The 22,922-nt window shown below is 70.2% G+C and carries 18 protein-coding genes; 1 reads left to right on the top strand and 17 read right to left on the bottom strand.

Annotated features, from left to right (window positions below):
• The first annotated feature begins 72 nt into the window (after positions 1-72).
• Positions 73-870, top strand: a complete 798-nt coding sequence (locus VIS07_10380; protein ID HEY8515907.1) for a symmetrical bis(5'-nucleosyl)-tetraphosphatase — start codon at positions 73-75, stop codon at positions 868-870.
• Positions 871-906: 36 nt separating this feature from the next.
• Here the strand turns inward: VIS07_10380 and VIS07_10375 are convergent, their stop codons facing one another.
• The 17 genes from VIS07_10375 to VIS07_10295 form a co-directional block, all read right to left on the bottom strand.
• Positions 907-1,470, bottom strand: coding sequence for a hypothetical protein (locus tag VIS07_10375; protein ID HEY8515906.1), 564 nt, complete (start codon positions 1,468-1,470; stop codon positions 907-909).
• 67 nt (positions 1,471-1,537) lie between these two features.
• Positions 1,538-2,473, bottom strand: a complete 936-nt coding sequence (locus VIS07_10370; GenBank protein HEY8515905.1) for an SDR family oxidoreductase — start codon at positions 2,471-2,473, stop codon at positions 1,538-1,540.
• A 256-nt stretch (positions 2,474-2,729) separates the two neighbouring features.
• Entirely contained in the window at positions 2,730-3,569 is an 840-nt protein-coding gene (locus VIS07_10365) for a Ku protein (GenBank protein ID HEY8515904.1), read from the bottom strand.
• Positions 3,570-3,711: 142 nt separating this feature from the next.
• Positions 3,712-4,461, bottom strand: a complete 750-nt coding sequence (locus VIS07_10360) for a ferritin-like domain-containing protein (GenBank protein HEY8515903.1) — start codon at positions 4,459-4,461, stop codon at positions 3,712-3,714.
• Positions 4,462-4,507: 46 nt separating this feature from the next.
• Positions 4,508-5,386 (bottom strand): alpha/beta hydrolase, encoded by an 879-nt coding sequence (locus VIS07_10355; protein HEY8515902.1) that lies wholly within the window; start codon positions 5,384-5,386, stop codon positions 4,508-4,510.
• The gene (gene clpA, locus VIS07_10350; protein HEY8515901.1) at positions 5,376-7,661 is read right to left on the bottom strand and encodes an ATP-dependent Clp protease ATP-binding subunit ClpA; all 2,286 of its coding nucleotides are present in this window, start codon (positions 7,659-7,661) and stop codon (positions 5,376-5,378) included. Before clpA ends, VIS07_10355 begins: the two co-directional genes overlap by 11 nt.
• A complete protein-coding gene (locus VIS07_10345; GenBank protein ID HEY8515900.1) occupies positions 7,658-7,978 on the bottom strand; it encodes an ATP-dependent Clp protease adaptor ClpS in 321 nt (106 codons plus the stop codon). Before VIS07_10345 ends, clpA begins: the two co-directional genes overlap by 4 nt.
• Before the next feature lie 91 nt (positions 7,979-8,069).
• Positions 8,070-9,926, bottom strand: coding sequence for a hypothetical protein (locus VIS07_10340; GenBank protein ID HEY8515899.1), 1,857 nt, complete (start codon positions 9,924-9,926; stop codon positions 8,070-8,072).
• Positions 9,927-9,975: 49 nt separating this feature from the next.
• Complete coding sequence (locus VIS07_10335; protein HEY8515898.1) at positions 9,976-11,376, bottom strand: NosD domain-containing protein; 1,401 nt, start codon at positions 11,374-11,376, stop codon at positions 9,976-9,978.
• 201 nt (positions 11,377-11,577) lie between these two features.
• Complete coding sequence (locus tag VIS07_10330) at positions 11,578-13,413, bottom strand: hypothetical protein (protein HEY8515897.1); 1,836 nt, start codon at positions 13,411-13,413, stop codon at positions 11,578-11,580.
• Between the two features lie 410 nt (positions 13,414-13,823).
• Positions 13,824-14,003: a hypothetical protein gene (locus VIS07_10325; protein ID HEY8515896.1), complete on the bottom strand. Its 180-nt coding sequence runs from the start codon at positions 14,001-14,003 to the stop codon at positions 13,824-13,826.
• Positions 14,004-14,158: 155 nt separating this feature from the next.
• Positions 14,159-16,165 (bottom strand): RNA polymerase sigma factor RpoD, encoded by a 2,007-nt coding sequence (gene rpoD / locus VIS07_10320; protein ID HEY8515895.1) that lies wholly within the window; start codon positions 16,163-16,165, stop codon positions 14,159-14,161.
• A 452-nt stretch (positions 16,166-16,617) separates the two neighbouring features.
• Positions 16,618-17,325 (bottom strand): histidine phosphatase family protein, encoded by a 708-nt coding sequence (locus VIS07_10315; GenBank protein ID HEY8515894.1) that lies wholly within the window; start codon positions 17,323-17,325, stop codon positions 16,618-16,620.
• A gap of 5 nt (positions 17,326-17,330) precedes the next feature.
• The gene (locus tag VIS07_10310) at positions 17,331-18,788 is read right to left on the bottom strand and encodes a pitrilysin family protein (protein HEY8515893.1); all 1,458 of its coding nucleotides are present in this window, start codon (positions 18,786-18,788) and stop codon (positions 17,331-17,333) included.
• Positions 18,789-18,796: 8 nt separating this feature from the next.
• Positions 18,797-20,173, bottom strand: coding sequence for a pitrilysin family protein (locus VIS07_10305; protein ID HEY8515892.1), 1,377 nt, complete (start codon positions 20,171-20,173; stop codon positions 18,797-18,799).
• Between the two features lie 148 nt (positions 20,174-20,321).
• Positions 20,322-21,131 carry an orotidine-5'-phosphate decarboxylase gene (gene pyrF / locus VIS07_10300; protein ID HEY8515891.1) on the bottom strand — a complete coding sequence of 270 codons (810 nt, stop codon included), beginning with the start codon at positions 21,129-21,131 and terminating at the stop codon, positions 20,322-20,324.
• Positions 21,128-22,849, bottom strand: a complete 1,722-nt coding sequence (locus VIS07_10295; protein ID HEY8515890.1) for a proline--tRNA ligase — start codon at positions 22,847-22,849, stop codon at positions 21,128-21,130. The genes pyrF and VIS07_10295 overlap by 4 nt, the downstream gene beginning before the upstream one ends.
• Positions 22,850-22,922 lie beyond the last annotated feature (73 nt).

Genomic DNA, 22,922 nt, shown 5'->3' with positions numbered 1-22,922 from the left:
CGCCCGGACGTGTCCAAGACGGGCGCGTCGATGCTAGGATCGTCGCTCGCGGAGGGGTGAGGCCGGGCGACCATGGCGACGTACGCGATCGGTGACATCCAGGGCTGCTGGGGCACGCTCCAGCGGCTGCTCGAGCGCATCGAATTCGATGCCGCACGCGATCGCTTGCTGCTGGTCGGCGACCTCGTCAACCGCGGGCCGAAGTCGCTCGAGGTCCTGCGCTGGGCGATGCGCAACGAGCGCTCGGTGGTGACGGTGCTCGGCAACCACGAGCTGCACCTGATCGCGCGCGCGCTCGGTGCTGCGCGCCGCAAGAAGCGCGACACGGTCGACGACGTGCTCGAAGCGCGCGATCGCGACGAGCTGATCGACTGGCTGCGCACCCGCCCGCTCGCGCACCGCGAGAACGGGCACCTGGTCGTCCACGCCGGCATCCTGCCGAGCTGGACCTCCGCGGACGCCGAGCGCCTCGCCGAGGAGGCCGAGCAGGCGATCCAGAGCCGCGACGCGGCGCGGATCCTCGAGTCGCTCGGCGAGCCGTCGCGCACGCCGTGGCGCGAGGAGCTGCGCGGCCTCGAGCGCCTGCGCTTGATCCTGCAGGCGCTGACCCGGCTGCGCACCTGCACGCGCGACGGGATTCCGTGTCTCGACTTCAGCGGTCCGCCGGACGAGGCGCCGCCGGGCTGCCGGCCGTGGTTCGCCGGCCGCAAGGAGAAGGACGTCACCGTCGTCTTCGGCCACTGGGCGGCGCTCGGCCTCTACCTCGGGCGCCACGCGATCGGCGTCGACACCGGCGCCGTGTGGGGCAACAAGCTCACCGCGGTCCGCCTGCAGGACCGCGCGGTGTTCCAGGTCGCGGCGCGCAGCTGACGAGCTTCGGCTGCGCGCTGGCGCGGAGCTGCAGCTTCAGCCGCGCGCGGCGGCGCTTGCGCGCTCCTGCGCGCACTCCTCGCAGGTCGCGACGTCGCGCCCCGGCGCGCCCGGCACGAGCTTCGGCAGCGCGTGCTCGAGCGCGTGCGCGACGCGGTTGCGCGTCGCGACGAAGACGCTCTCGTCCTGGCCCGCGGGATCCTCGATGTCGCCGCCGAGACCCGCGAAGTCGCGCAGCGTCATGATGGGCTTGGTGAGATCGCCGGTGTCGCCCATCTGCGCGCGCACCATGTCGACCTGCTGCCGCGTCATGGTGAGGATCAGATCCGCCTGGTCGAGCAGGTGACGGTGCCCACGCTTCAGGTCGCGCGCGACCGCGTCGGGCTCGAGGTGGATGTCGACGTCACGCAGCACGAGGCGCGTGTCGAGCGACACCAGGCTGCCGTCGCGCGCGTACGGCGCGATGCCGCCCGAGGTCACCACCACCGCGTCGGACGGCACGGCGTGGTCCGACAAGAGACGGATCAGCAGGTGCTCCGCCATCACGCTGCGTGACGTGTTGGCGTGGCAGACGAAGAGGACGTGCTTGTAGGGATACACGGGTCAAGCAAAAGAGGGCAGGGCACCCTGCGGCGCCCTGCCCTCGAAGCGTGCGCTGGGCGAGCGCTCAGAGCCCCTCGCCCAGGATGTCGGCCATGCTCTCCTTCTTGGTGATGCCCTTGGCGAGCTCCGCCTTGAGCGCCGGGCCGAGCTTCTCGGGATCCCAGGTCGTGTTGTTGCGCACCTTGCCGACGGTGTGCCAGCCCTGGAGCAGGAACACCGTGCCGCCGCCGACGCGGAACACCTCGCCGTGCACGTCGGCCGCGTCGTCGCTCGCGAGCCAGGTGACGAGCGGGGCGACGTTCTGCGGGCCCCAGACGTCGAACTGGCCCTCCTTCACCTCGGCGCCCATCAGTCCCGCGGTCGACGGCGTCGCCTCGACCGTGAGACGCGTGCGCGCGAGCGGCGCGATCGCGTTCGCGGTGACGCCGTACTTGCGCATCTCGGCGTCGATGATGATCGCCATCGCGGCGACCGCCGCCTTGCACGCGCCGTAGTTGCTCTGGCCGACGTTGCCGAGCAGGCCCGCGTCCGACGACGTGTTGATGATGCGGCCGTTCAGCACGTTGCCCTTCTTGTGCTCCTCGCGCCAGTACGCGCAGAGGTGGTGCGACATGTTGAAGGTGCCCTTGAGGTGCACCGCGACGACCGCGTCCCAGGACTCCTCGTCCATGTTGAAGATCATCCGGTCGCGCAGGATGCCGGCGTTGTTGACCAGGATGTTGCACTTGCCGAAGTGGTCGAGCGCGCACTCGAGGATGCGCTTCGCGCCCTTGAAGTCGGTGACGCTCTCGCCGTTCGCGACCGCCTCACCGCCCATCTTCTTGATCTCGTTGACGACCTCCTGGGCGGGAGTGTCGGTCGGTGCGCCGCTGCCGTCGAAGTGCGCGCCGAGGTCGTTCACGACGATCTTCGCGCCGTGCTTCGCCATCAGGAGCGCCTCTTCCCTGCCGATGCCGCGACCGGCGCCGGTGATGATCGCAACTTTCCCTTCGAGCAGCATGTGACGCAGACCTCCCTTGAAAGGTTCCTTCTTTTTCGGGCTAACGGGGATACACGGCGCGGTGCCGGCCGCCTCCGGACGGAGGGTGGCGAGCGCCGCAACCCGCTAGGATTGCCGTACCGAACTGCCTGCTGTCAACCGACGGTCTGCCGGACGCGACGGCAGGGGAGGTGGCGGCGGGACGGCTGCCCGAGGCCAGGCAGGACGGCGGGTCGAGGACCTGCCGCGGCAGCGGTCTGCGTGGTCTGCGTCGTCGTTACGCGGCCTTCTTGCGACCGGTCTTCTTGCGCGCGGGCTTGCTGCGCGCCGGCTTGCGGCGTCCGCTCTCGAGGCTGTCCTTCAGCGCCTGCATCAGGTCGACGACCTTGCCGCCCTTCGGACGCTCCTCGGCGGCCGCCTTCTCGACGTCGAACTTGGGCTTCTTCGCGATCAGCTTCTCGAGCGCCTTGCGGTAGCGGTTCGGGTGCTCGGTCGGGTCCCACTCGCCGGTCATCTGGTCGATCAGCGTGCTCGCCATCTTGACCTCGTTCGAGCGCGCCGCGACCGTCTTGACGCTGAGCTTCTTCGGGTCGCGCAGCTCCGAGACCATGCGCATGACCTCGAGCGCGAGCACGTTGCCGGTCGGCGTCAGCGCGGCGAGCAGCGGACGCGTGCGCATGTAGAAGCGCGCGACGCCGGCCTTGCGCGTCTCCTGCAAGGCGTCGCGCAGCACGCCGTACGCCTTCTCGCCGCCCTTCACCGGCGCGACGTAGTACGGCTTCTCGAACAGCAGCGGGTTCAGCGAGCCGAAGTCGACGAACTGCACGATGTCGATCGTGCGGTCGCCCTCGCCGACCTCCGCCTGCACCTCGTCGAGCTCGTCCTCCTCGACGACGGCGTACTTGTTCTTCGACACCTCGTAGCCGCGGACGATCTCCGAGTTCGGGACCTCGCGGTCCTCCTTGCTGCAGAACTTCTTGTAGCGGATCGGCGACAGATCCTTGCGGTGCAGCTGACGGAAGTGCACGCGCTCGGACGACTCGACCGCGCTGTGCAGCGCGACGGGGATCGACACGAGGCCGAAGGTGATGTGACCGGACCAGATCGCTCGCGGCATGCGCGCTCGCGACGCGAGATCCGTGCCAGCGCCAGGTCGGCGCGCGTCAGCAGCGGCGCGACGGCGCGCGCAAGCTTCCATGTCGCGCTCGGCGTGCGTCCCGCGCGCGCCGTGCAAGCTCGACGGGCTTCGCGTGTAGCTTCTACACGCTCGCTTGACGGATCTTCTCGCCGTTTTGCGCAGCCGGCGGCGCCACGCCGAGCAGCGCGCCGGTCGCGTGGAACCAGCGCACGGTCGCGGCTTCGTCCTCGAGGATGCTCTCGAGCAGCGCGCGCGTCTCGCCGTCCTCCTCGATCTGCGCGATGACCTCGCGGATCGGCGCGATCGCCGCCTCGGGCGACGGCAGGCGACGCATGAAGTCGGCGATCTTGTCGGCGTCGGAGATCTCGCGCGACGCGAGCCGTGCGCGCGCGGCCTCGCGGAACTTCTCCGGCAGCGTCGCGCGCGGCTCGCCGCCGATCTCGGCGAGACGCCTTGCCAGCAGACGTCCGTGCATCGCCTCGCGCTCGCGCACCACGACGAGCCCGCCGCGCACGCGCGGATCGCTCGCGACCGCGCACCACTCGCCGAACACCTCGCCGCCGAAGGTTTCGCCGGCGCGGAACTCGTCGAGGAAGTGGCGCAGCATCGCGCGCTCGCTGGTGAACGTCTTGTCGCGGACGCGGTAGGTGCGCGCCGGCGCCGCGGCAGGTGCCGCCCCGCCGCCGTTCTGGATCTCGCGCAGCTGCTCCTCGAACAGCTCGTCCGAGATCAGCCCCCGGCGGTACGCCTTCAGGAGCTGACGCAGCTCGAATTGCGGATCGACCTCGGGCATCGGCGACCTCGACTCCGCGCTGCGCGTTCCCGCCAGAAGCCCGAGCAGGGCGTCCGCCAGGCGCAGCAGGCAATGCATTCCCTGGTCCTCGGTCCTAGTCTTTCGGCCGAAGCCGAAGCAAGGCTTAGCCCGAGGCGGGATAGCGGCGCTGCAGGAAGGGCTTGACCGCGACCAGGAAGGCGTCGTTGCGGTCGCCCGCGACCTGATGTCCGGCGCGCTCGACGGTCGCCGCCTCGGCGTGCGGGATGACCTCGAGCAGCTCGCGCACGCCCTCGTCGCTCAGCACGTCGCTCATCGCGCCGCGCACGACGAGCGTCGGGCAGCGCACCTGGCGGGCGTCGGCGAGCAGCTCCTCGTGGCTGAGCCCCATGATGCGCGAGCGGTACTGGCCGTCCTGGTCCTCGACCGGTGTGCGGAAGAAGCGGTCGTAGTGCCACTCGAAGCGCCCGTCCGGACGCCGGCGGAGGTTGCGCAGCAGCGACTCCGGGCGGATCGAGTCCGGCGGGCGGTGCGGGTTGTACTCGCGCAGCGCCGCGACCACCTCGTCGAGCGAGCCGAAGCTCTCGTAGCGCGACATGAAGTCGCGGATGCGGCGCACGCCCTCGGTCTCGAGGCGCGGCGCGACGTCGACCAGCATCAGCGCGGCGCAGAGCTCGGGACGGCGCGCCGTCAAGTGAAGACTCACAAGCCCGCCGAGCGAGAAGCCGAGCAGCGCCGCGCGCTCGTGTCCGAGCTGCGGCAGCGCCTCGACGACGTCCGCCGCGAAGTCCCAGAGCCCGTACTTCTGCTCCGGCGACCAGTCGCTCTCGCCGTGGCCGCGCAGATCGAGCGCGGTCACGTCGTAGCCGAGCTCGCCGAGGTGCGCGCAGCTCTCCTCCCAGGCGTGACGCGTCTGCCCGCCGCCGTGCAGGACCACGATCGGCGCCCCGCCGCCGTTCCAGCGCGAGTAGCGCAGGGTCAGGCCGTCGGCGCCGCGCAGCGAGCCGACCGCTTCAGCCGGCATTCGGCTGAAAGCGTAGGACGACCTTCCCGTCCTCGACGTCTGCGATGGCGTTGCCGCCTTCGCTCAGCGGCCCGAAGAGGATCGCGTCGGCGAGCGGGCGCTTGAGCTCCTGCTCGATGAGACGCGCCATCGGACGAGCGCCGAACAGGCGGTCGAAGCCCTTCTCCGCGAGGTAGGCGCGCGCCGCCTCGGTGACCTCGAGCACGACCTTCTTCTCGGCGAGCTGCTGGTGGAGCTCGGCGAGGTTCTTGTCGACCACGCGGGCGATCGCGACCGGGTCGAGCGGGTTGAAGATCACGATCGCGTCGAGGCGGTTGCGGAACTCCGGGCTGAAGGTACGCTCGATCGCACCCTTCGCGGAGCCGGCGTTCGTCTGGCCCGTGAAGCCGATGGTCGCCGCGGTCAGGTCGCGCGCGCCGGCGTTGGTGGTGAGGATCAGGACGACGTTGCGGAAGTCCGCCTTGCGACCGGTGTTGTCGGTCAACGTCGCGTGGTCCATCACCTGGAGGAGCACGTTGAACAGGTCGGGGTGCGCCTTCTCGATCTCGTCGAGCACCACCACCGCGTGCGGGTTCTTGCGCACGGCGTCGGTGAGCAGCCCGCCCTGATCGAAGCCGACGTAGCCCGGCGGCGCGCCGATCAGGCGCGACACCGTGTGCTTCTCCATGTACTCGCTCATGTCGTAGCGCAGCAGCTCGACGCCCATGATGCGCGCCAGCTGCTTCGCGAGCTCGGTCTTGCCGACGCCGGTCGGACCCGCGAACAGGAACGAGCCGATCGGACGCTCGCCGTGTCCGAGCCCCGAGCGCTGCAGCTTGATGACCGACGCGAGCTGCTCGATCGCGTGGTCCTGGCCGTAGATCACCTTCTTCAGCTCGGGCTCGAGGCGCTCGAGCTGCTCGCGTGCCGACACCGAGACCGTCTTCTCGGGGATGCGCGCGATCTTGCTGACCACGACCTCGATGTCGTGCGCGTCGACGCGGTGCTTGCGGCTTCCCTCGGGACGGATGCTGTCGGCGGCGCCCGCCTCGTCGATGACGTCGATCGCCTTGTCGGGCAGGTGGCGGTCGTTGATGTGCTTCGCCGAGAGCTCGGCGGCCGCGACCAGCGCCTCCTCCTCGTACTTGACGCCGTGGTGCTCCTCGTAGCGGCTCGCGAGGCCCTTGAGGATCTGCACCGTCTCCTCGACGGTCGGCTCCTTGACGTCGATCTTCTGGAAGCGACGCTCGAGGGCGCGGTCGCGCTCGAAGGACTGCTTGTACTCGGGGTACGTCGTCGCGCCGATGCAGCGCAGCTCGCCGTTCGCGAGCGCGGGCTTGAGCAGGTTCGACGCGTCCATCGTGCCGCCGGAGGTCGCGCCGGCGCCGACCACGGTGTGGATCTCGTCGATGAACAGGATCGCGCCGGGCTTCTGCTTGAGCGCCTTCAGCACCGCCTTCAGGCGCTCCTCGAACTGGCCGCGGAACTTGGTGCCGGCGATCAGCGCGCCCATGTCGAGCGCGTAGATGGTCGACGCCTTGAGCGCTTCGGGCACCGTGCCCTCGTGCAGGCGACGCGCGAGCCCCTCGACGATCGCGGTCTTGCCGACGCCGGGCTCGCCGACGAACACCGGGTTGTTCTTGCGCCGGCGGGCGAGCACGTGGATCGTCCGCTCGAGCTCCGCCTCGCGGCCGATCAGCGGATCGATCAGGCCGGCAGCGGCGCGCGCGCGCAGATCGGTGCAGAAGGTGCCGAGCGGGTCGCGGATCGGGCCCGAGCCCTCTTCCTCGCCGGCGCCGACCTCCTCGCGCTCCTCGCCACCCTCGCCGCTTTGCCGCACGCCGCCCACGCCCTCGGGGTTGAGGCCGTGCGAGATGTAGCGCAGCACGTCGAGCCGGGTGATGCCCTGCTGCTCGAGCAGGTAGAGCGCGTGGCAGCTCGGCTCGCGGAAGAACGCGACCAGCACCGCGGGACCATCGATGGTGTTGCGCTCCGCGCTGAGCGCGTGCACGGCGGCGCGCTGCAGCACGCGCTGGATGCCGGGCGTCTCCTCGGGCGGACGGTGCACGCCCGGAGGCAGCGTCTCGAGCGCCTCGGCGAGGAACTGCTGCAGCTCGCGGCGCAGCACGCCGAGGTCGGCGCCGAGCGCTTCGAGCATGCGCGCGACCTGCGGGTTGTCGAGCAACGCCAGCAGCAGATGCTCGAGCGTCAGGTACTCGTGGCGGCGCTTGCGCGCCTCATCGATCGCTTGCCGGAGCGAGGCCTGCAGGTCGGCGGTGATCGACGGGGCGCTCATTCGGGCTCCAGCGTCGACAGCAACGGGAATTCGTGCTGCTCCGCCAGCTCGAGCACCTTCTCGACCTTCGCCTGCGCGACGTCGAACGGGTACACGCCCGCGACGCCCACGCCGTTGTTGTGCACGTGGAGCATGATCTGGACTGCCTCGGTCTCGCTTCGGTGGAAGACGACCTGCAGGATCCAGACCACGAACTCGCGGGTCGTGTAGTCGTCGTTGTGGAGAAGGACGCGGTAGAGCTTGGGTCGCTCGAGCTTCTTGTCGGTCCGTGTGCGGGTGACGACGCCTGCGTCGCCTTCGCGATCTGGTGCGGCCATCAGCTGCAGGAAAGGTTAGCCCGTGCTGCGAGCCGCCGCCAGCCCGGCGGGGGCTCCTGGCTCCCGCCGGCTGACGCTCATGCGTCGGCGATCAATCGCCGGCGATCACGGAGCGGTAGCTCAAGCGCTGGGTGTTCGGCTTCGACGTCTTGCGGACGCGGAACTCGCGCGTGCTCGCGTAGACGTCCGGGCCGACGTTCGCGGTGATCGTGATCACCGGCGGCACCTCGACGATCGGCAGCGTCACGTTCGCCGCCGTGACGTTGAGCCGCCAGAGCCCGTTGCCGCGCAGCGCGAAGTTGGCGCGCACGCGGCTCCCCGGTCCGAGCATGTCGCGCCCCGTGAAGTTGTAGCGGTTGCTGCCCGCGCGGCCCTTCCAGGCGCCGGCCGGGATCGTGAAGGTCGTGATCACCTGGTTCGGCGTGCTCCAGGTGATGGTCACGTCCTCGGTGTTGCCGAACGGCGTGACGAGCTGCGGGATCTGCGCCTTGAAGCGCCAGGCGTCGCGCGGCTTCACCGCGTTCTTCTTGTTGTAGTTGCCCTGGATCAGCCCGAGGCCGCCCGGGACGCGGGTGCCGATCGTCAGGCTGTCGCTCGCGGAGTTGCCGCTCGCGTCGGCGATCGTCACGACCGTGGAAAGATCGTCGCCGTCGATCAGCGGCGGCGCGCCGGCGACGCTGAACGAGGCCTCGAGCGTCCCCACCGTGCCGGGCGCCACCGTGCCGAGGTTCCACACGACGTCGGCGCCGACGAGCGTGCCGCCGAAGGTCGCGGAGCCGAACGTGAGCAGCGGCGAGAAGGCCTGCGTGACGGTCGTGTCGAGCGCCGGGCCGCTGCCCAGGTTCTGGTACGAGATCGTGTAGGTCACGTTGCCGCCCGCGACCGCGACGAACGGCGTCGCCTCGTGCTCGATCGAGAAGTGCGGCGCCGGCTCGATCGCGACCGCCGTCGGCGAGCCGAGCACCTCGACGGTGCGGACCGGCGTCGGCGAGTCGAGCGGCAGGATCGTCACCGTGCCGCTCGTGCTGTTCGCCACCACGGCGAGCGCGGAGTCCGGCGTGATCGCGACCCCGGTCGGGTTGGTGCCGACCGCGCGGGTGCCGATCACGGTCTCCGTGCCGGTCTCGATGATCGAGACGCTCGCGCCGAGGTCGTTGCCGACGACCGCCGTGCGCCCGTCGGGCGACACCGCGACCGCGACCGGGCCCGCGCCGACGCCGATCGTCACCAGCGGCTGGAAGTCGATCTCGCGGTAGACGCTCACCGAGTTGGCGGCGTCGTTCGTCACGTAGACCGTGCCGAAGCCGGCGGCGATGCCCTCGGGCGTGTCGCCCACCGACACCGTGCCGATCACCGTGTCGGTCGTCGTGTCGATGATCGACACCGTGTCGTCCGCGCGGTTGGTGACGTAGGCGAAGCCGCCGCTCGGCGACACCGCGACGGCGAACGGCTCGCGTCCGACCGTCACGCTGCCGACGACGCTGCTGCTCGCCGTGTCGATCACGGCGACCGTGCACGGCGGCGTGGGCGTCGGCTCGGGATTCGGCGTCGGCGTGGGGTCCGGGCCCGGCGTCGGCTCGGGCGGCGCCGGGCAGTTGGTCGACTGCACGACGTACGCCTTCGTGCCGTCCGGCGTCACCGCGACCGCGGTCGGGTTGCCCGGCACCGGGATGGTCGCCGACACGTTCGAGCTCGCGAGGTCGATGCGGCTCACCGAGTTGCCGCCCTTGTTCGCGACCAGCGCGAAGCCGCCGACCGAGGGAATCGCGATGCCGGTCGGCGCGAGCCCGACGGGGATCGAGTTCAGCACCTGGCCGTCGCTCGTGCGCACGACGTGCACCACGTTCGACGACTGGTTGGCGACGTACGCGTGCGGCTGGGCGCCGGCAGCGAGCGGGGCCCCGAGGAGGCAGAGCGATGCGATGCGGACGACGTCAAGCGTTCTCAAGATGTCACTCCCGTGCTGATCCGGGCCGACGGCCCGCAGTTTGTGCTTGCTAGGACGCGCGCAGGTTCCAGCCGCGTCGGTGCTCGATCCAGAAGTCCGTGAACGAGAAGGAGCTCGCGCCCACCTGGCACGCGAGCGTCATGAGCGGATGGTCGGCCTTGGACAGGTCGACCCGTGCGGCGAGCTTCAAGCGCCAGCGGTTCGGGCCGCTCCGTGCGAAGCGGAGCCGCTGCACGCCGCCGAAGGTTCCCGTGCCGTCGACGAAGTTCACGCCGCGGTTGTCGACGCGCAGGATGCCCGTCGGCACGGTGAACGAGAACACCTGCCCCTGGAAGTCGGTCAGCGTGCAGCCGATGGACACGCCGTTGGGCAGGTCCGAGGGGAGGTCGATGCCGCGCACGTCGAGGCGCAGCCGGTCGAGGCGCGACGGGTTGCCGATCCGCCGGATGCTGCCCGCGCGCCGCTGTCCGTGGTACTCGGGCTCGCCGAGGTCGGTGCGCGTCACGTCGAAGACGTTGTCGTGCGGCACCAACCCGCCGAGCTCCTTCTCCTCGCGGATGCGGCAGGAGTCGACGAGCACGCCTGTGAAGGTGTTCGCGTAGGCGCCGTTCAGCTCGAAGCAGGTGCTCGCCTTGATGATGCTGCCGCCGACGACGTGGTTGTCGTGCGGGTAGCCCCAGCCGTTGTCTCCCTTGAAGGCCTGGAAGTGGTAGTAGCCGGCGCCCAGCACGTTGTCGCCGAACACGTTGCCGTTCGAGTCGCCGCGCACCAGTACGGCGCGATCGCGGATGTCGTTGCGCAGGAGCTCGTTGTCGTCGCTGTCCTTGAGCAGGACCGCGGCCGTGTCGGAGTCGTCGATGACGTTGTCGGTGAGCGAGTTGCCGTGCGCGCCGATGACGTAGAGATTCTCGGTTTTGTTATTGACGAGCGTGTTGCGCCGAACCTGGTTGCCGTGCGCGCCGCTGCCGACGTGGATGCCCTCGTCGCGGTTGTCGCGCACGTGGTTGTCCTCGACGACGTTGTTCGCCGTCGCGTCGCCGAGCCAGATGCCGATCTCGTTGCTGAACACGACGTTGTTCGCGACCGTGTTGCCGGAGCCGCCGTCGATCTCGATGCCGCGTCCGAAGTTGCGGACGCGGCAGTTGCGCACCGCGGCGCCCTGCGCGCCCGACGCGTTGAAGCCGCGGATCAGCACGCCGACGGTGTCGGTGCGATCGCCGGGGCCCGCGATCTGGTGCCCCTGGCAGTCGACGACGCCCGCCGCGACGACGAGCCCGTCGCCGCTGCAGTTGTTCAGATTCTGCGGCAGCACGACCGAAGCGACGACGCGGTCGCCGCACTCGCACGCGACGGCGCCGCCGCAGTCCTTCGCGTGGGCGGCCGTCGCGCACACCATCGGCAGCGCCGTGGCGACCGCCATGGCAGCGAGCGGGACGCGAGCGAAGTCCATGAATTCCTCCAGTGCAGGTGCAGGTAGCAGGTTGTCCGAGTCATCTGGGTGCGCGTCCGTAGTAAACTCTGTCATGACGGACCGGCTGGTCCTGCACAAGAGGTTTTTCTTGATCTGACGCTCTCGCCATGGCGTCGCGACGAAAAAAAAGGGGCCGCGGAGTGATCCGCGGCCCCTGCCGTTCGAAACGATCGGCGGTGCTTACGAGCCGCCGGTCGCGACCCCGCGGAAGCCGAGCTTCTGCGTGCCCGCCTTCGAGCGCTTGAGCTGGAAGGTCCGGGTGCTCGCCACCACGTCGGTGCCGAACACGCCGCTGATCGTGATCTCGAGCGACTCCGAGATCGGCAGCACCGTCCGGCCGTGGGTCGCCGAGATCCGCCAGAAGCCGTTCTTCCGCTTCTGCATGCGGATCGTCACCCGGCTGCCGTCGGGCAGCGGCGCGTTGATGCGCCAGCGATTGGTGCCGGGCCGGCCCTTCATGGCGCCCGCCGGGACCTCGACGGTGTCGAGGATCTGCAGCGGGTTCGACCAGGTGATGGTCAGGCCGTCGTTGTCGAAGTCGTTCGGGAGCTGGAAGTCGGCGCGGAACTTCAGCACGTCCTTCGCGCCGCGGTTGCGCACGAAGTAGGTCGCGTTGTTCACGCCGAAGCCGCCCGGCACCCGGGTGCCGACCTCGGAGATGTCCGACGCCGTGTTGCCGGCCGCGTCCGTGATGGTCGCGACGTTGGTCAGCACGGTGCCGTCGGCGATGCCCGGATCGACGTTGAACGTCGCCTGGACCTCGCCCTTCGTGCCGATCGGCAGGTCGCCGAGCTCCCACACGACGTCGCTGCCGGCGAGCGCGCCGCCGCCGGTCGCCGACACGAAGGTGAGCCCGGCGGGCACCGTGTCGGTGATGGTCGTGTCGAGCGCCGCGGCGCTGCCGCGGTTCTCGTACTCGATGGTGTAGACCAGCGTGCCGCCGGCGGCGACCGGGGCGGGCTCGGCGGTCTTCGAGATCCGGAAGAACGGCGCCGGCGTGATCGCGACCGCCGACGGCGAGCCGAGCACCGGGACGGTCTGCACGGAGCCGCCGTCGAGCGGCACGATCGACAGCGAGCCGCTGGTGGTGTTGGCGACCACGGCGCGCGACGAGTCGGGCGTGATCGCGATGCCGGCGGGGTTGGTGCCGACCGGCACGGTCGCGCGCACGGTGCGGGTGCCGGTGTTGATGATGGTCGCGGTCGCGTCGCCGTCGTTGCCGACCACGGCCGTGCGCCCGTCGGGCGACACCGCGACCGACAGCGGGCTGCCGCCGGTCTGGATCGTCGCGATCGGCTGCAGGTCGATCTCGCGGTAGACGCTGACCGAGTTGCTCGCGTCGTTGGTGATGTAGATCTCACCGAAGCCGACGAAGATGCCCTCGGGGGTGTCGCCGACCTCCTTCGTGTCGATCACCGTGTCGGTCAGCGTGTTGATCACCGACACCGTGTCGTCGTCGCGGTTGGTGACCCAGGCGAAGGCGCCGTTCGGCGCGATCGCGACACCGAACGGATTGCGGCCGACCGTGATGCTGCCGACCACGCTGTTGCTCGCCGTGTCGATCACGGCGACCGTGCAGGGCGGCGCGGGCGTCGGCGAGGGCGTCGGGCCCGGCGTCGGCGGCGGCGTGGGCTCGGGCGGCGTCGGCGACGGGGTCGGCTCGGGCGGCGCCGGGCAGTTCATCGACTGCACGACGTAGGCCTTGCTGCCGTCCGGAGTGACCGCGACCGCCGACGGGCTGCCCGGCACGGGGATCGTCGCCGTCACCGTGCCGGTCTCGAGGTCGATGCGGCTCACGGTCTCGCTGCCCTTGTTGACCACGAGCGCGAAACCGCCGGTCGCCGGGATCGCGATGCCGACCGGACCCTGTCCGACCGGGATGTTGCCCAAGGAGACCCAGTCCGACGTGCGGAACTGGTGGACCACGTTCAAGGCTTGGTTGGTGACGTATGCCGTCGGCACCGGCTGCGCGGTCGCAAGCGCCGGCAAGAGCAGCACCGCAAGGGCGGACGTCACACGGCGGGCGAGGCTTGGCTTCGTCGCGTTCAAGGCAGCACTCCCGTGGTTGTCAGGGACACGCTCGTGGCCTCGCGGCCAAGCCCGGGAGGTCAGGTGGGGGTCTGGATGTCGCGGGTAAAGGGGGCCGTGCCCGCAGAGCGTGTCGCGTTGACGGACGCGCTGCCGCACAGCAAGGCATGCGCCAAGTGCAGTGCGGAAAATGTGCGCACGCCCAAGCATTTGCGCACGAAGTCCGCGTGACGATCGCGCACGATGTGGCGCGAGCGCATGAATTTCCTGCGCCGCGTCACACGACGTGGCGCAATCTGGGACGAATGCGCGGTGCGCGCACGCCGAGCCCCGTACTTCCGACCGGCCAGACGTGCGCCGTCAGCCGACGATCGGCGGCCGAAGAAAGTCGCCGACGCTCAGCCGAGCGGCCGCTTGGCGCGGCTCACGACCACGACCTCCTGGCCGTTCACCCGCACCCGGCGATGAAAGCCGTGCGACGTCGCGAAGCTCTTCACGCGCGCCGCGGCGGTCGCCTCGTGGAGCCGGCTGCGGCTCTCGCGCCACTCCTTCAGCTCCTTCTCGAGATTGCTCTGCATGACCGCTCCTGCCACCCCACCACCTCAGAGCCACGACGCGGCGCCCCGGGGCGAAGCCGCCACGTCGCCATCCGGAGGCTGGGCGCCTCCGGATCCTCTTCCCTCCACCACCGGTCCCGTAGAGAGGGTCTACGGGACACTACTGCATCCGGCTCTCAGCCGGCAAACGTCTCGAGAGACTTCGCGCGCGCTGGGTTGCGCAGCTTGCGTAGAGCCTTCGCCTCGATCTGGCGGATGCGCTCGCGCGTGACCGCGAAGCGCTGCCCGACCTCCTCGAGCGTGAAGTCCGAGCGCTCGCCGATGCCGAAACGCATGCGCAGGATCTGCTCCTCGCGCGGCGTGAGCGTCGCGAGCACCTTCCTCGTCTGCTCCTCGAGGCTGATCGCCATCGCGGCGTCGGCCGGCGACACGCTCTGCCGGTCCTCGACGAAATCGCCCAGCGCGCTCTCCTCGTCGTCGCCGATCGGCGTCTCGAGCGACACCGGCTCCTTGACGATCTTGAGCACCTTGCGGACCTTGTCCGCCGGCATCTCCATCTGCGCCGCGATCTCCTCGGGGGTTGGCTCGCGGCCGAGCTGCTGCACGAGGTAGCGCGAGGTCCGGAGCACCTTGTTGATCGTCTCGATCATGTGCACCGGGATGCGGATCGTGCGCGCCTGGTCCGCGATCGCGCGCGACACCGACTGGCGGATCCACCAGGTCGCGTAGGTCGAGAACTTGTAGCCGCGCTGGTACTCGAACTTCTCGACCGCGCGCATCAGGCCGATGTTGCCCTCCTGGATCAGGTCCAGGAAGCCGAGGCCGCGGTTGGTGTAGCGCTTGGCGATCGACACCACGAGGCGGAGGTTCGCCTCGATCAGCGCGCGCTTGCCCTCCTGCGCCTTCCACTCGCCGCGGCGCAGCCGCTCGATCGCGGCGCGCAGCGCGTCGGTCGACATGCCGACCTCGCGCTCGACCTGCGCTGCGTTCTGCCGCTCGGTGCGCAGGTTGTTGACCAGCTCGAGGACGTCGTCGGCCGGGATGTGCAGCGCGCGTCCGACCGCGACCGCAGTCGACCGATCGTTCGGCTTGACGCGGCGCAGATGACGCAGCAGCTCCGCCTCGTCCTTGCCGCTTCGCCGCATGGCGTTGCGCAGCAGCTCCTGCGGCTTGTCGACCAACGCCACCGCCTCCTTCAGCTTCTCGGCGATGTCGTTGATGTGCTTGCGGTTGAGCGGCATCGCGTAGAGCGCCGCCTTGATCTTCTCCGCGAGCTGCTCGCGCTTCTTCTCGAGCTTCGCGGCCTCGGCGCCGGACTTGCGGCCGCGGCTCTGCTGCTCGAGACGCTGCCGCTCGGCGGCGAGCTTCTTCAGGCCCGGCAGGTGCTTGAGGAACGCCTCGACGCGCTGCTGATCGCGGTCGTCCTGCTGGTCCTTCTCGTCGCTGCTGCCCTTGTCGTCGTCGTCGTCGCCGAAGACCTCGCGCGGCGTCAGCTCGTCGTCCTTGAGCTTCTGGGCGAGGGTGATGACGTACTGCAGCGCGAGCGGGATCGAGAAGATCGCCTCCTTGATCTCGTTCTCGCCCTGCTCGATCTGCTTCGCGATCGCGACCTCTTCCTCGCGCGACAGCAGCGGGACCCCGCCCATCTCCTGCAGGTACATGCGGACGGGATCCGAGGTGTCCGACGAGCTCGGCGAAGCGGTCTCCTCGGTGACGGTCTCCTCGTCGGCGGTCCAGTCGCTGGCGTCGTCCTTGTCGGCGGCGACGAAGTCGGCGGCGTCACCCTCGCCGTGGTCGACGACCTCGATGTCCATCTCGCCGAGCATCGACATGACGCCGTCGATCTCCTCGGGAGAGGCGAGCTGCTTGGGCAGGCCCTCGCTGATCTCGTTCTGCGTGAGGTAGCCGCGCTCCTTGCCGAGGTCGATCAGCTTCTTGAGCTTCGGATCGGAGCGGCGATCGACGGCGCCCTGCGTCGTCGCGCTGGCCTCGACCTCCGGCGCCGCGGTCTCGGCTGCACGCTTCGTGCTCTGCTTGCCGTTCGTCGCGGCGGCGTTCGCGGTGTCGGCCGCCGACGTTTGACGCTTTGCGCTGCGAGGCTCGCGCTCGGTCTCGCTGCTACGCGCGCGCGTCTTGCTTGCTTTCGCCGACTGCTTGGCGGCGGGTTTCGTCGGCCGTCCCACTTTGCCCACTGTCTTGCCCACTGGTGTCGCCACCGTTCGCGCCGCGGCCTGGGCCCTTGACTTGCCCGTGGCCTTTGGCGCTCCTCGCGCAACCTTGCTCACCGGATCAGGACGATCCGGCCGTCGGCTTCGAGCTCTGTGGCGCCGACTCTGCACTGAGGATCAACTATTCAAGGAGTGACCGCTGTGCCCGTATCCCCAGAGCCCATGTGTCGCCTCGTCGCGCGCGCGCCGTTGGGTGCTGCATGCTCGGCGCTCTGTGCCGGCGTTGCCGGCGGCATGCGGCGCGTAGTGCCGTGCCTGGCGTCCCAGGCGGTGTTGCGCGCGAAAGGGGAAAGGGGCGAGGGAGAGCACCTCGGTCGCAGAACGTAATCGCCCGCCTCCAGGGAGTCAAGGGAACTAATCTCCAACATGCGTTTCGGCTTGCCTCCCGAGCGACTTGAGAGCGCCGCTCAACGTCGGTCGTCCTTCGACGTGCCGATCTGCGCGCCGATCAGATCGGCGAGGATGCGCACCGACGGCAGACGCAGACCCACCTTGAGCGGGTCGTAGAGTGTGAAGTTCAGCATGCGCACGAGGAAGCGCTCGCCGTCGTGGTCGATGACGTTGACGCAGCCGAAGTCCTGCTCGACGTTCGCGAGCCCCGCGGCCTCGTTCTTGTCGAGCACGACCGACAGCAGCGCGTTGTTGATGCCGCCGTGCGCGACCGCGACCAGCGTGCGCCAGCTCGTGTCCGCGAGCACACGCTCGAGGAACGAGCGCGCGCGCTCGCGCAGCTGCCGGTAGGTCTCGCCGCCGAGGTACGGCGTGTCCCAGTTCGTGTCGGGGCTCAGGAAGAAGCGCATCACCTCGGAGAAGATCTCGCGACCGCTCTTGCCGTCGTAGGAGCCTGCGGTGATCTCGCGCAGGTCCTCGTCGATCGTCACCTCGAGCCCGAGCGGCTCCGCGAGCAACGCCGCCGTGTCGAACGAGCGCGCGAGCGGGCTCGCGAGCACGCGGTCGACCTCGACGTTGCGCAGCAGCTCGCCGAGCGCGCGGATCTGCTCGACGCCGCGCTCCGTCAAGTCGTACGTGCCGGACGTCGCGGCGCCGCTCGCGCGCACGCCCTGGTAGAGCGTCTCGCCGTGGCGCACGAGGTAGATCCGCCGGTGCCCTTCCAAGGTGATCAGTCCTGCTTCGTCGCCGGTCGTGCGTGCGCCGCCGTGCCGACGATCCCCTGCTCGGCGAGCTGCGCCGCGGGACCGACGACGACCTGCACGAGATCGTTCGGGTGCAGGTACTTCTTCGCCGCCGCGCGCACGTCCTCGAGCGTCACCGCACGCACGCGCTCAGGGTAGCGCTCGATGTAGTCGTCGCCGAGCCCGAAGTACTCGACCTGGACGAGGAAGCCCGCGAGCTTGCCGATCGAGTCGAGGCGCAGCGGGAAGCTGCCCGTCAGGTAATCCTTCGCCGCCTCGAGCTCGGCCTCGGTCGCGCCTTCGGCGTGCAGCTTGGCGATCTCGTCGCGCACGAGCTTGATCGCCTCCGCCGCGCTCTCGACCTTGGTCTGCAGCGCGACCTGGAACGGTCCCGGCAGCTTGTTGCCCTCGAAGTGGCTCGACACCGAGTAGGCGAGCCCGCCCTTGGTGCGCACCGTCTGCATGAGCCGCGACGTGAACCCGCCGCCGCCCAGGACGTGGTTCATCAGGAGGATCGAGAAGTAGTCCGGATTGCTGCGCGCGACGCCGATCTGGCCGATCACGATGTTGGCCTGCGTCACCGGACGGTCGACGACGACGGAGGTTGCCGGCGGCGCCTCCGCGGGCTTCGGATCGTAGCCCTCGCCGCTGCCCGTCCAGCTCCCGAGCAGCTTCTCGGCGACCGCCTTCATCTCGCTCGTCGCGACGTCGCCGACGATCGCGCAGATCGTGCGCGCGGGCGTGATCTGGTTGCGATGGAACTCGACCACGTCCTCGCGCGTCAGCTTCGCGACCGTCTCCGGCGTGCCGTCGACGGGATGTCCGTAGGGCGCGTCGCCGTAGAGCGTCTTGCGGAAGGCGCGCTGCGCGACGACGCCGGGCTGGTCCTCGTCCGCCTCGAGCTCGCCGAGCGTCTCCTTGCGCCGCCGCTCGACCTCCTCGGGCGGGAAGGTCGGCTCGCGCAGGCTGCGCGCGACGAGGTCGAGGCCGGTCTCGAAGTCGCGCGACAGGACCGCCGCGCTCGCGCTGATCCAGTCGCTCGAGCCGCCGGTGCCGAACGAGCCGCCGAGCGAGTCGATCAGACGCGAGATCTCCTCCGAGGTGCGGCCCTTGGTGCCCTCGGAGAGCAGCGAGCCGGTGAGGCTCGCGAGCCCCGCCTTGCCCGGCGGATCGACGCGCGCGCCGCCGTCGACCAGGCAGTTGATCGCGACGATCGGCACCGAGCGCTGCGTCGACATGACGAGACGCAGCCCGTTGGCGAGCTTCGCGCGCTCGACCTCGGGGCCGGCCGCGGCGGCCGGCGTCGCGAGCGCGGCCTGCAGCGCCGCGATCGCCAGCAGCGCGAGCAACGTCGGCTTCGTGCCGACGCCGCGCGCGCTGCGAAACGCAGAGATCCGCGCGCGGCGCGTTCGTCCTGCGAGCTGCATGTGCTTCCTCGCCGTCACGGTCGACCTCACGTCATCGGCTCCGCAGGCATGCGCTCGACCGGCGCCGAGTCGTCGGTCGGCAGCGGCACGAGCACGCCGACCGTGCGGTTGATCGGCGTCAAGTACTCACGCGCGACCCGCTGCACGTCCTCGGGCGTGACCTTGGCGATCTGCGGCAGGAACTCGTCGATCTGCCGCCAGCCGCCCGCGAGCTCGTACGTGCCGAGCAGCAGCGCGCGGTAGAACATCGAGTCCTGCGCGAAGACGAACGCCGCCTCGACCTGCGCCTTGGCGCGCGCCAGCTCGTCCGCAGACGGCGGCTCGTTCTGCAGCGCCTCGATCTCGGCGAGGAGCGCCTTCTCGAGGTCGTCCGCGCTGACGCCCGGCTGCGGCTGCGCGGACAGCGTGAAGGTCTTGTCGTCCACCGCGGTGCGCGAGTAGCTCGCGCCGGCGTCGAGCGCGACGCGCTTCTCGCGCACGAGCCGCTGGTAGAGCCGCGAGCTCTTGCCGTTGCTCAGCACGCTCTCGAGCATCTCGAGCGCCGGCGCGTCGGGGTGGTGCAGGTTCGGCACGACGTACTGGATCGCGACGAACGGCAGGCGCGCGGGACGCTCGACGTACACGCGACGCTCGCCGCGCGGCTTCTGCTCCTTGGCGCGCACCGGCGGCGGGTCCGCGGCGCGCGGGTAGACGCCGAACTCCTTCGCGACGAGATCGCCGAACGCCTGCGGATCGAAGTCGCCGACGGCGACCAGGAACGCGTTGTTCGGCTGGTAGTAGGTGTCGTAGTGGCGCTTCAGATCGGCGAGCGTCCAGCCTTCGATGTCGGTCGCCCAGCCGATCACCGGCTGACGGTACGGGTGCTCGAGGAAGGTCGCCGCGTTGAGCGACTCGAACATGAAGGCGATCGGGTTGTTGTCGACCCGCAGCCGGCGCTCCTCGGCGACCACGTTGCGCTCGGGCTCGAAGAGCTCCTCGCTGAGCACGAGGTTGCGCATGCGGTCGGCCTCGAGCTCGACCTCGACGGCGATGCGATCCGACGCGAGGGTCGCGAAGTACGTCGTCGCGTCGTCGCTGGTGAAGGCGTTCTCGTTGCCGCCGTTGCGTGAGATGATGCGCGAGTACTCCTCCGGCCCGTGCTTGAGCGTGCCCTTGAACATCATGTGCTCGAGCATGTGGGACAGCCCGGTGAGACCCGGCAGCTCGTTGCGCGCGCCGACGCGGTACCACACCTGCACGACCGCGACCGGCGCCTTGTGGTCGGGCAGCATGAGGATCTTGAGACCGTTGTCGAGCGTGCGCTCGACGACCTGCTCGGCGTAGGTCTGCGCGGCACCCGCTTTCGTGGGCGAGGCGGCGACCCCGACGACGAGCACGAGGAGCGCGAGAAGCAGACGACGCATCCCGCGGAGCTTGCCGGTCACGCGACGCGCCCGCAACTTCGTCGCGCGAGCAGCGCCGTGTTGTCGCGCGTGCGTCGGCGCGTCCGTGCGTCGTTGGCCGTTCGCGCCGACGCGCTCCGCGCGCGTCGCCCGCGCACGTCGGCGCGCTTCAGCGCACGGCGGTCAGCCGACGCGAGCCCGGACGGCGCGCGACGAACGCGCGCTCCATCTCGGCGACGATGTCGCGCGCCGCCTGCACCGGATCCTTCGCCTGCAGGATCGGGCGGCCGACCACGATGTGGTCGGCGCCGGCGCGGATCGCCTCGCCGGGCGTCATGACGCGCTTCTGGTCGTTCCAGTCGGCTTCCTTCGGTCGCACGCCGGGTGTGACGATGAGGAAGCGCGGACCGCACTCGCGCCGGATGCGCGCGATCTCGTGCGGCGACGCGACCACGCCGTCCATCTTCGCCTCGCGCGCGAGACGCGCGAGGCGCACGACCTGCGACTCGACGGCCGACTGCACGCCGACCCGCTTGAGATCGTCGCGCGACAGGCTGGTCAGGACGGTGACCGCGAGGATCTTCGGCCGCGCGAGACCCTCGCGTCGGCACGCACGATTCACCTCCTCGACCGTCGCGCGCATCATCTCGAACGAGCCCGACGCGTGCACGTTGAACATCCAGACGCCGAGCCGCGTCGCCTCGACGCCGGCGTGCGCGACGGTGCGCGGGATGTCGTGGAACTTGAGGTCGAGGAAGACGCGCTCGCCGCGCTCGTGGATCATGCGGATGACGGCCGGTCCGGTGCGCACGAAGAGCTGCTTGCCGACCTTGAACGCGCCGACCTCGCCGCGCAGCAGGTCGACGTAGTGCTCCGCTTCCTCGAGCGTCGAGACGTCGAGCCCGACGATGAGCCGCGAGCGCACGCCGACGTTACGCGCGGCGTCGCTGCGCGTGCGCGTCGCGCGACGCACGCTCACCCGCGCGTTCCCTGCGCGATCGTCTCGCGCAGCCGCGCCGCGGCCTCGCCGACGGGCAGCTCGACCACCGTCTTGTCCTTGCGGTCCTTGAGCTCGACGACGCCCTTGCCGAGGCCCTTCTGGCCGACGGTGACGCGCAGCGGGATGCCGATCAGGTCGGCGTCTTTGAACTTGACGCCGGGACGCTCGTCGCGGTCGTCGAGCAGCGGCTCGACGCCCGCGCCGCGCAGCTCGCCGTAGAGCTTCTCCGCGGCCTTGCGCACCGCCGTGTCGCTGACCGAGGTGGCGACGATCTCGACCGGGTAGGGCGCGAGCGGCAGCGGCCAGATGATGCCGTCGGCGTCGTGGTTCTGCTCGACGGCCGCCGCCATCGTGCGCGACACGCCGATGCCGTAGGTGCCCATCTCGATCGGGTGCTCCTGGCCGTTCGCGTCGAGGAAGGTCGCGCCGAGCGGCTTCGAGTACTTGGTGCCGAGGTAGAAGACCTGCCCGACCTCGATGCCGCGGTGCTCCTCGTAGACGCCCTTCTCGCAGCGCGGGCAGCGGTCGCCGGCTTTGGCTTGACGCAGATCGGCGAAGGTCACGCCGTCGCCGAAGTCGCGGCCGTGCTCGACGCCGACCAGGTGCGCGTCGTCCTCGTTCGCGCCGGTCACCGCGCCGCGGATGCCGCGCAGCGCGTGGTCGGCGACGATCTTCGCGCGCAGGCCGACCGGTCCCGCGAAGCCGACCGACGCGCCCGTCGTGCGCTGCACGGTCTCGGCGTCGGCGAGCGCGACCCACTGCGCGCCGATCGCGAGCTTGAGCTTCGCCTCCGAGATCTGGTGGTCGCCGCGCACGAGCGCGACCACCGTCTCGCCCTCGTCGGCGACGAAGACGAGCGTCTTGATGAAGCGCTCGGGCGCGATGCCGAGGAACGCCGACACCTCCTCGATCGTCCGCTGGCCCGGCGTCTCGACCTTGCGCAGCGCCTCGCTCGTGCCGCCCGCGGGCGCGTCGGGCGGCGGCAGCTCCGCCTTCTCGACGTTCGCCGCGTAGCTGCAGCTCGTGCAGGCGACGATCGCGTCCTCGCCCGAGTCGGCGAGCACCTGGAACTCGTGGCTCATGCTGCCGCCGATCGCGCCGGTGTCGGCCTCGACGGCGCGGAAGCGCAGCCCGCAGCGCTCGAAGATGCGCTCGTAGGTCGCGTACATGTGACGGTACTCGCGCTCGCAGTCCGCGCGGTCGACGTGGAACGAGTAGCCGTCCTTCATCAGGAACTCGCGGCCGCGCATGAGGCCGAAGCGCGGCCGGATCTCGTCACGGAACTTGGTCTGGATCTGGTAGAGGTTCTTCGGCAGGTCGCGGTACGAGCGCACCGACTTGCGCACGATGTCGGTGACCACCTCCTCGTGCGTCGGGCCGAAGCAGAACTCGCGCTCGTGTCGGTCCTTGATGCGCAGCAGCTCCTTGCCGTAGCGGTCCCAGCGCCCGCTCTCCTGCCAGAGCTCGGCCGGGCAGATCGCGGGCATCAGGATCTCCTGGCAGCCCGCGGCGTCGAGCTCGGCGCGCACGATGTTCTCGACGTTGCGCAGCACGCGCAGGCCGAGCGGCAGGAAGTCGTAGATGCCGCGCGCCACCTGACGGATCATCGCGGCGCGGACGAGCAGCTTGTGGCTCACGACCTCGGCGTCGGCCGGGTCGTCCTTGAGCGTCGGGGCGAGGAGCTGGGTGAAGCGCACGAGCGGTCGTGTACATCGCACCCTGCGGGGTTTCCAGCGAGCTTCCGGCGCGACGCAGAAGCTCATGTCGCCC

Source organism: Candidatus Binatia bacterium (assembly GCA_036563615.1).
GTDB lineage: Bacteria > Desulfobacterota > Binatia > UBA12015 > UBA12015 > DATCMB01.
This window is presented reverse-complemented; position numbering and strand designations above follow the sequence as displayed.

Coding starts and splice junctions, on each gene's coding strand:
- VIS07_10380 (HEY8515907.1), top strand. CDS start 73: ATGGCGACGTACGCGATCGGTGACATCCAGGGCTGCTGGGGCACGCTC.
- VIS07_10370 (HEY8515905.1), bottom strand. CDS start 2,473: ATGCTGCTCGAAGGGAAAGTTGCGATCATCACCGGCGCCGGTCGCGGC.
- VIS07_10365 (HEY8515904.1), bottom strand. CDS start 3,569: ATGCCGCGAGCGATCTGGTCCGGTCACATCACCTTCGGCCTCGTGTCG.
- VIS07_10360 (HEY8515903.1), bottom strand. CDS start 4,461: ATGCATTGCCTGCTGCGCCTGGCGGACGCCCTGCTCGGGCTTCTGGCG.
- VIS07_10355 (HEY8515902.1), bottom strand. CDS start 5,386: ATGCCGGCTGAAGCGGTCGGCTCGCTGCGCGGCGCCGACGGCCTGACC.
- clpA (HEY8515901.1), bottom strand. CDS start 7,661: ATGAGCGCCCCGTCGATCACCGCCGACCTGCAGGCCTCGCTCCGGCAA.
- VIS07_10345 (HEY8515900.1), bottom strand. CDS start 7,978: ATGGCCGCACCAGATCGCGAAGGCGACGCAGGCGTCGTCACCCGCACA.
- VIS07_10335 (HEY8515898.1), bottom strand. CDS start 11,376: ATGGACTTCGCTCGCGTCCCGCTCGCTGCCATGGCGGTCGCCACGGCG.
- VIS07_10325 (HEY8515896.1), bottom strand. CDS start 14,003: ATGCAGAGCAATCTCGAGAAGGAGCTGAAGGAGTGGCGCGAGAGCCGC.
- VIS07_10305 (HEY8515892.1), bottom strand. CDS start 20,173: ATGCGTCGTCTGCTTCTCGCGCTCCTCGTGCTCGTCGTCGGGGTCGCC.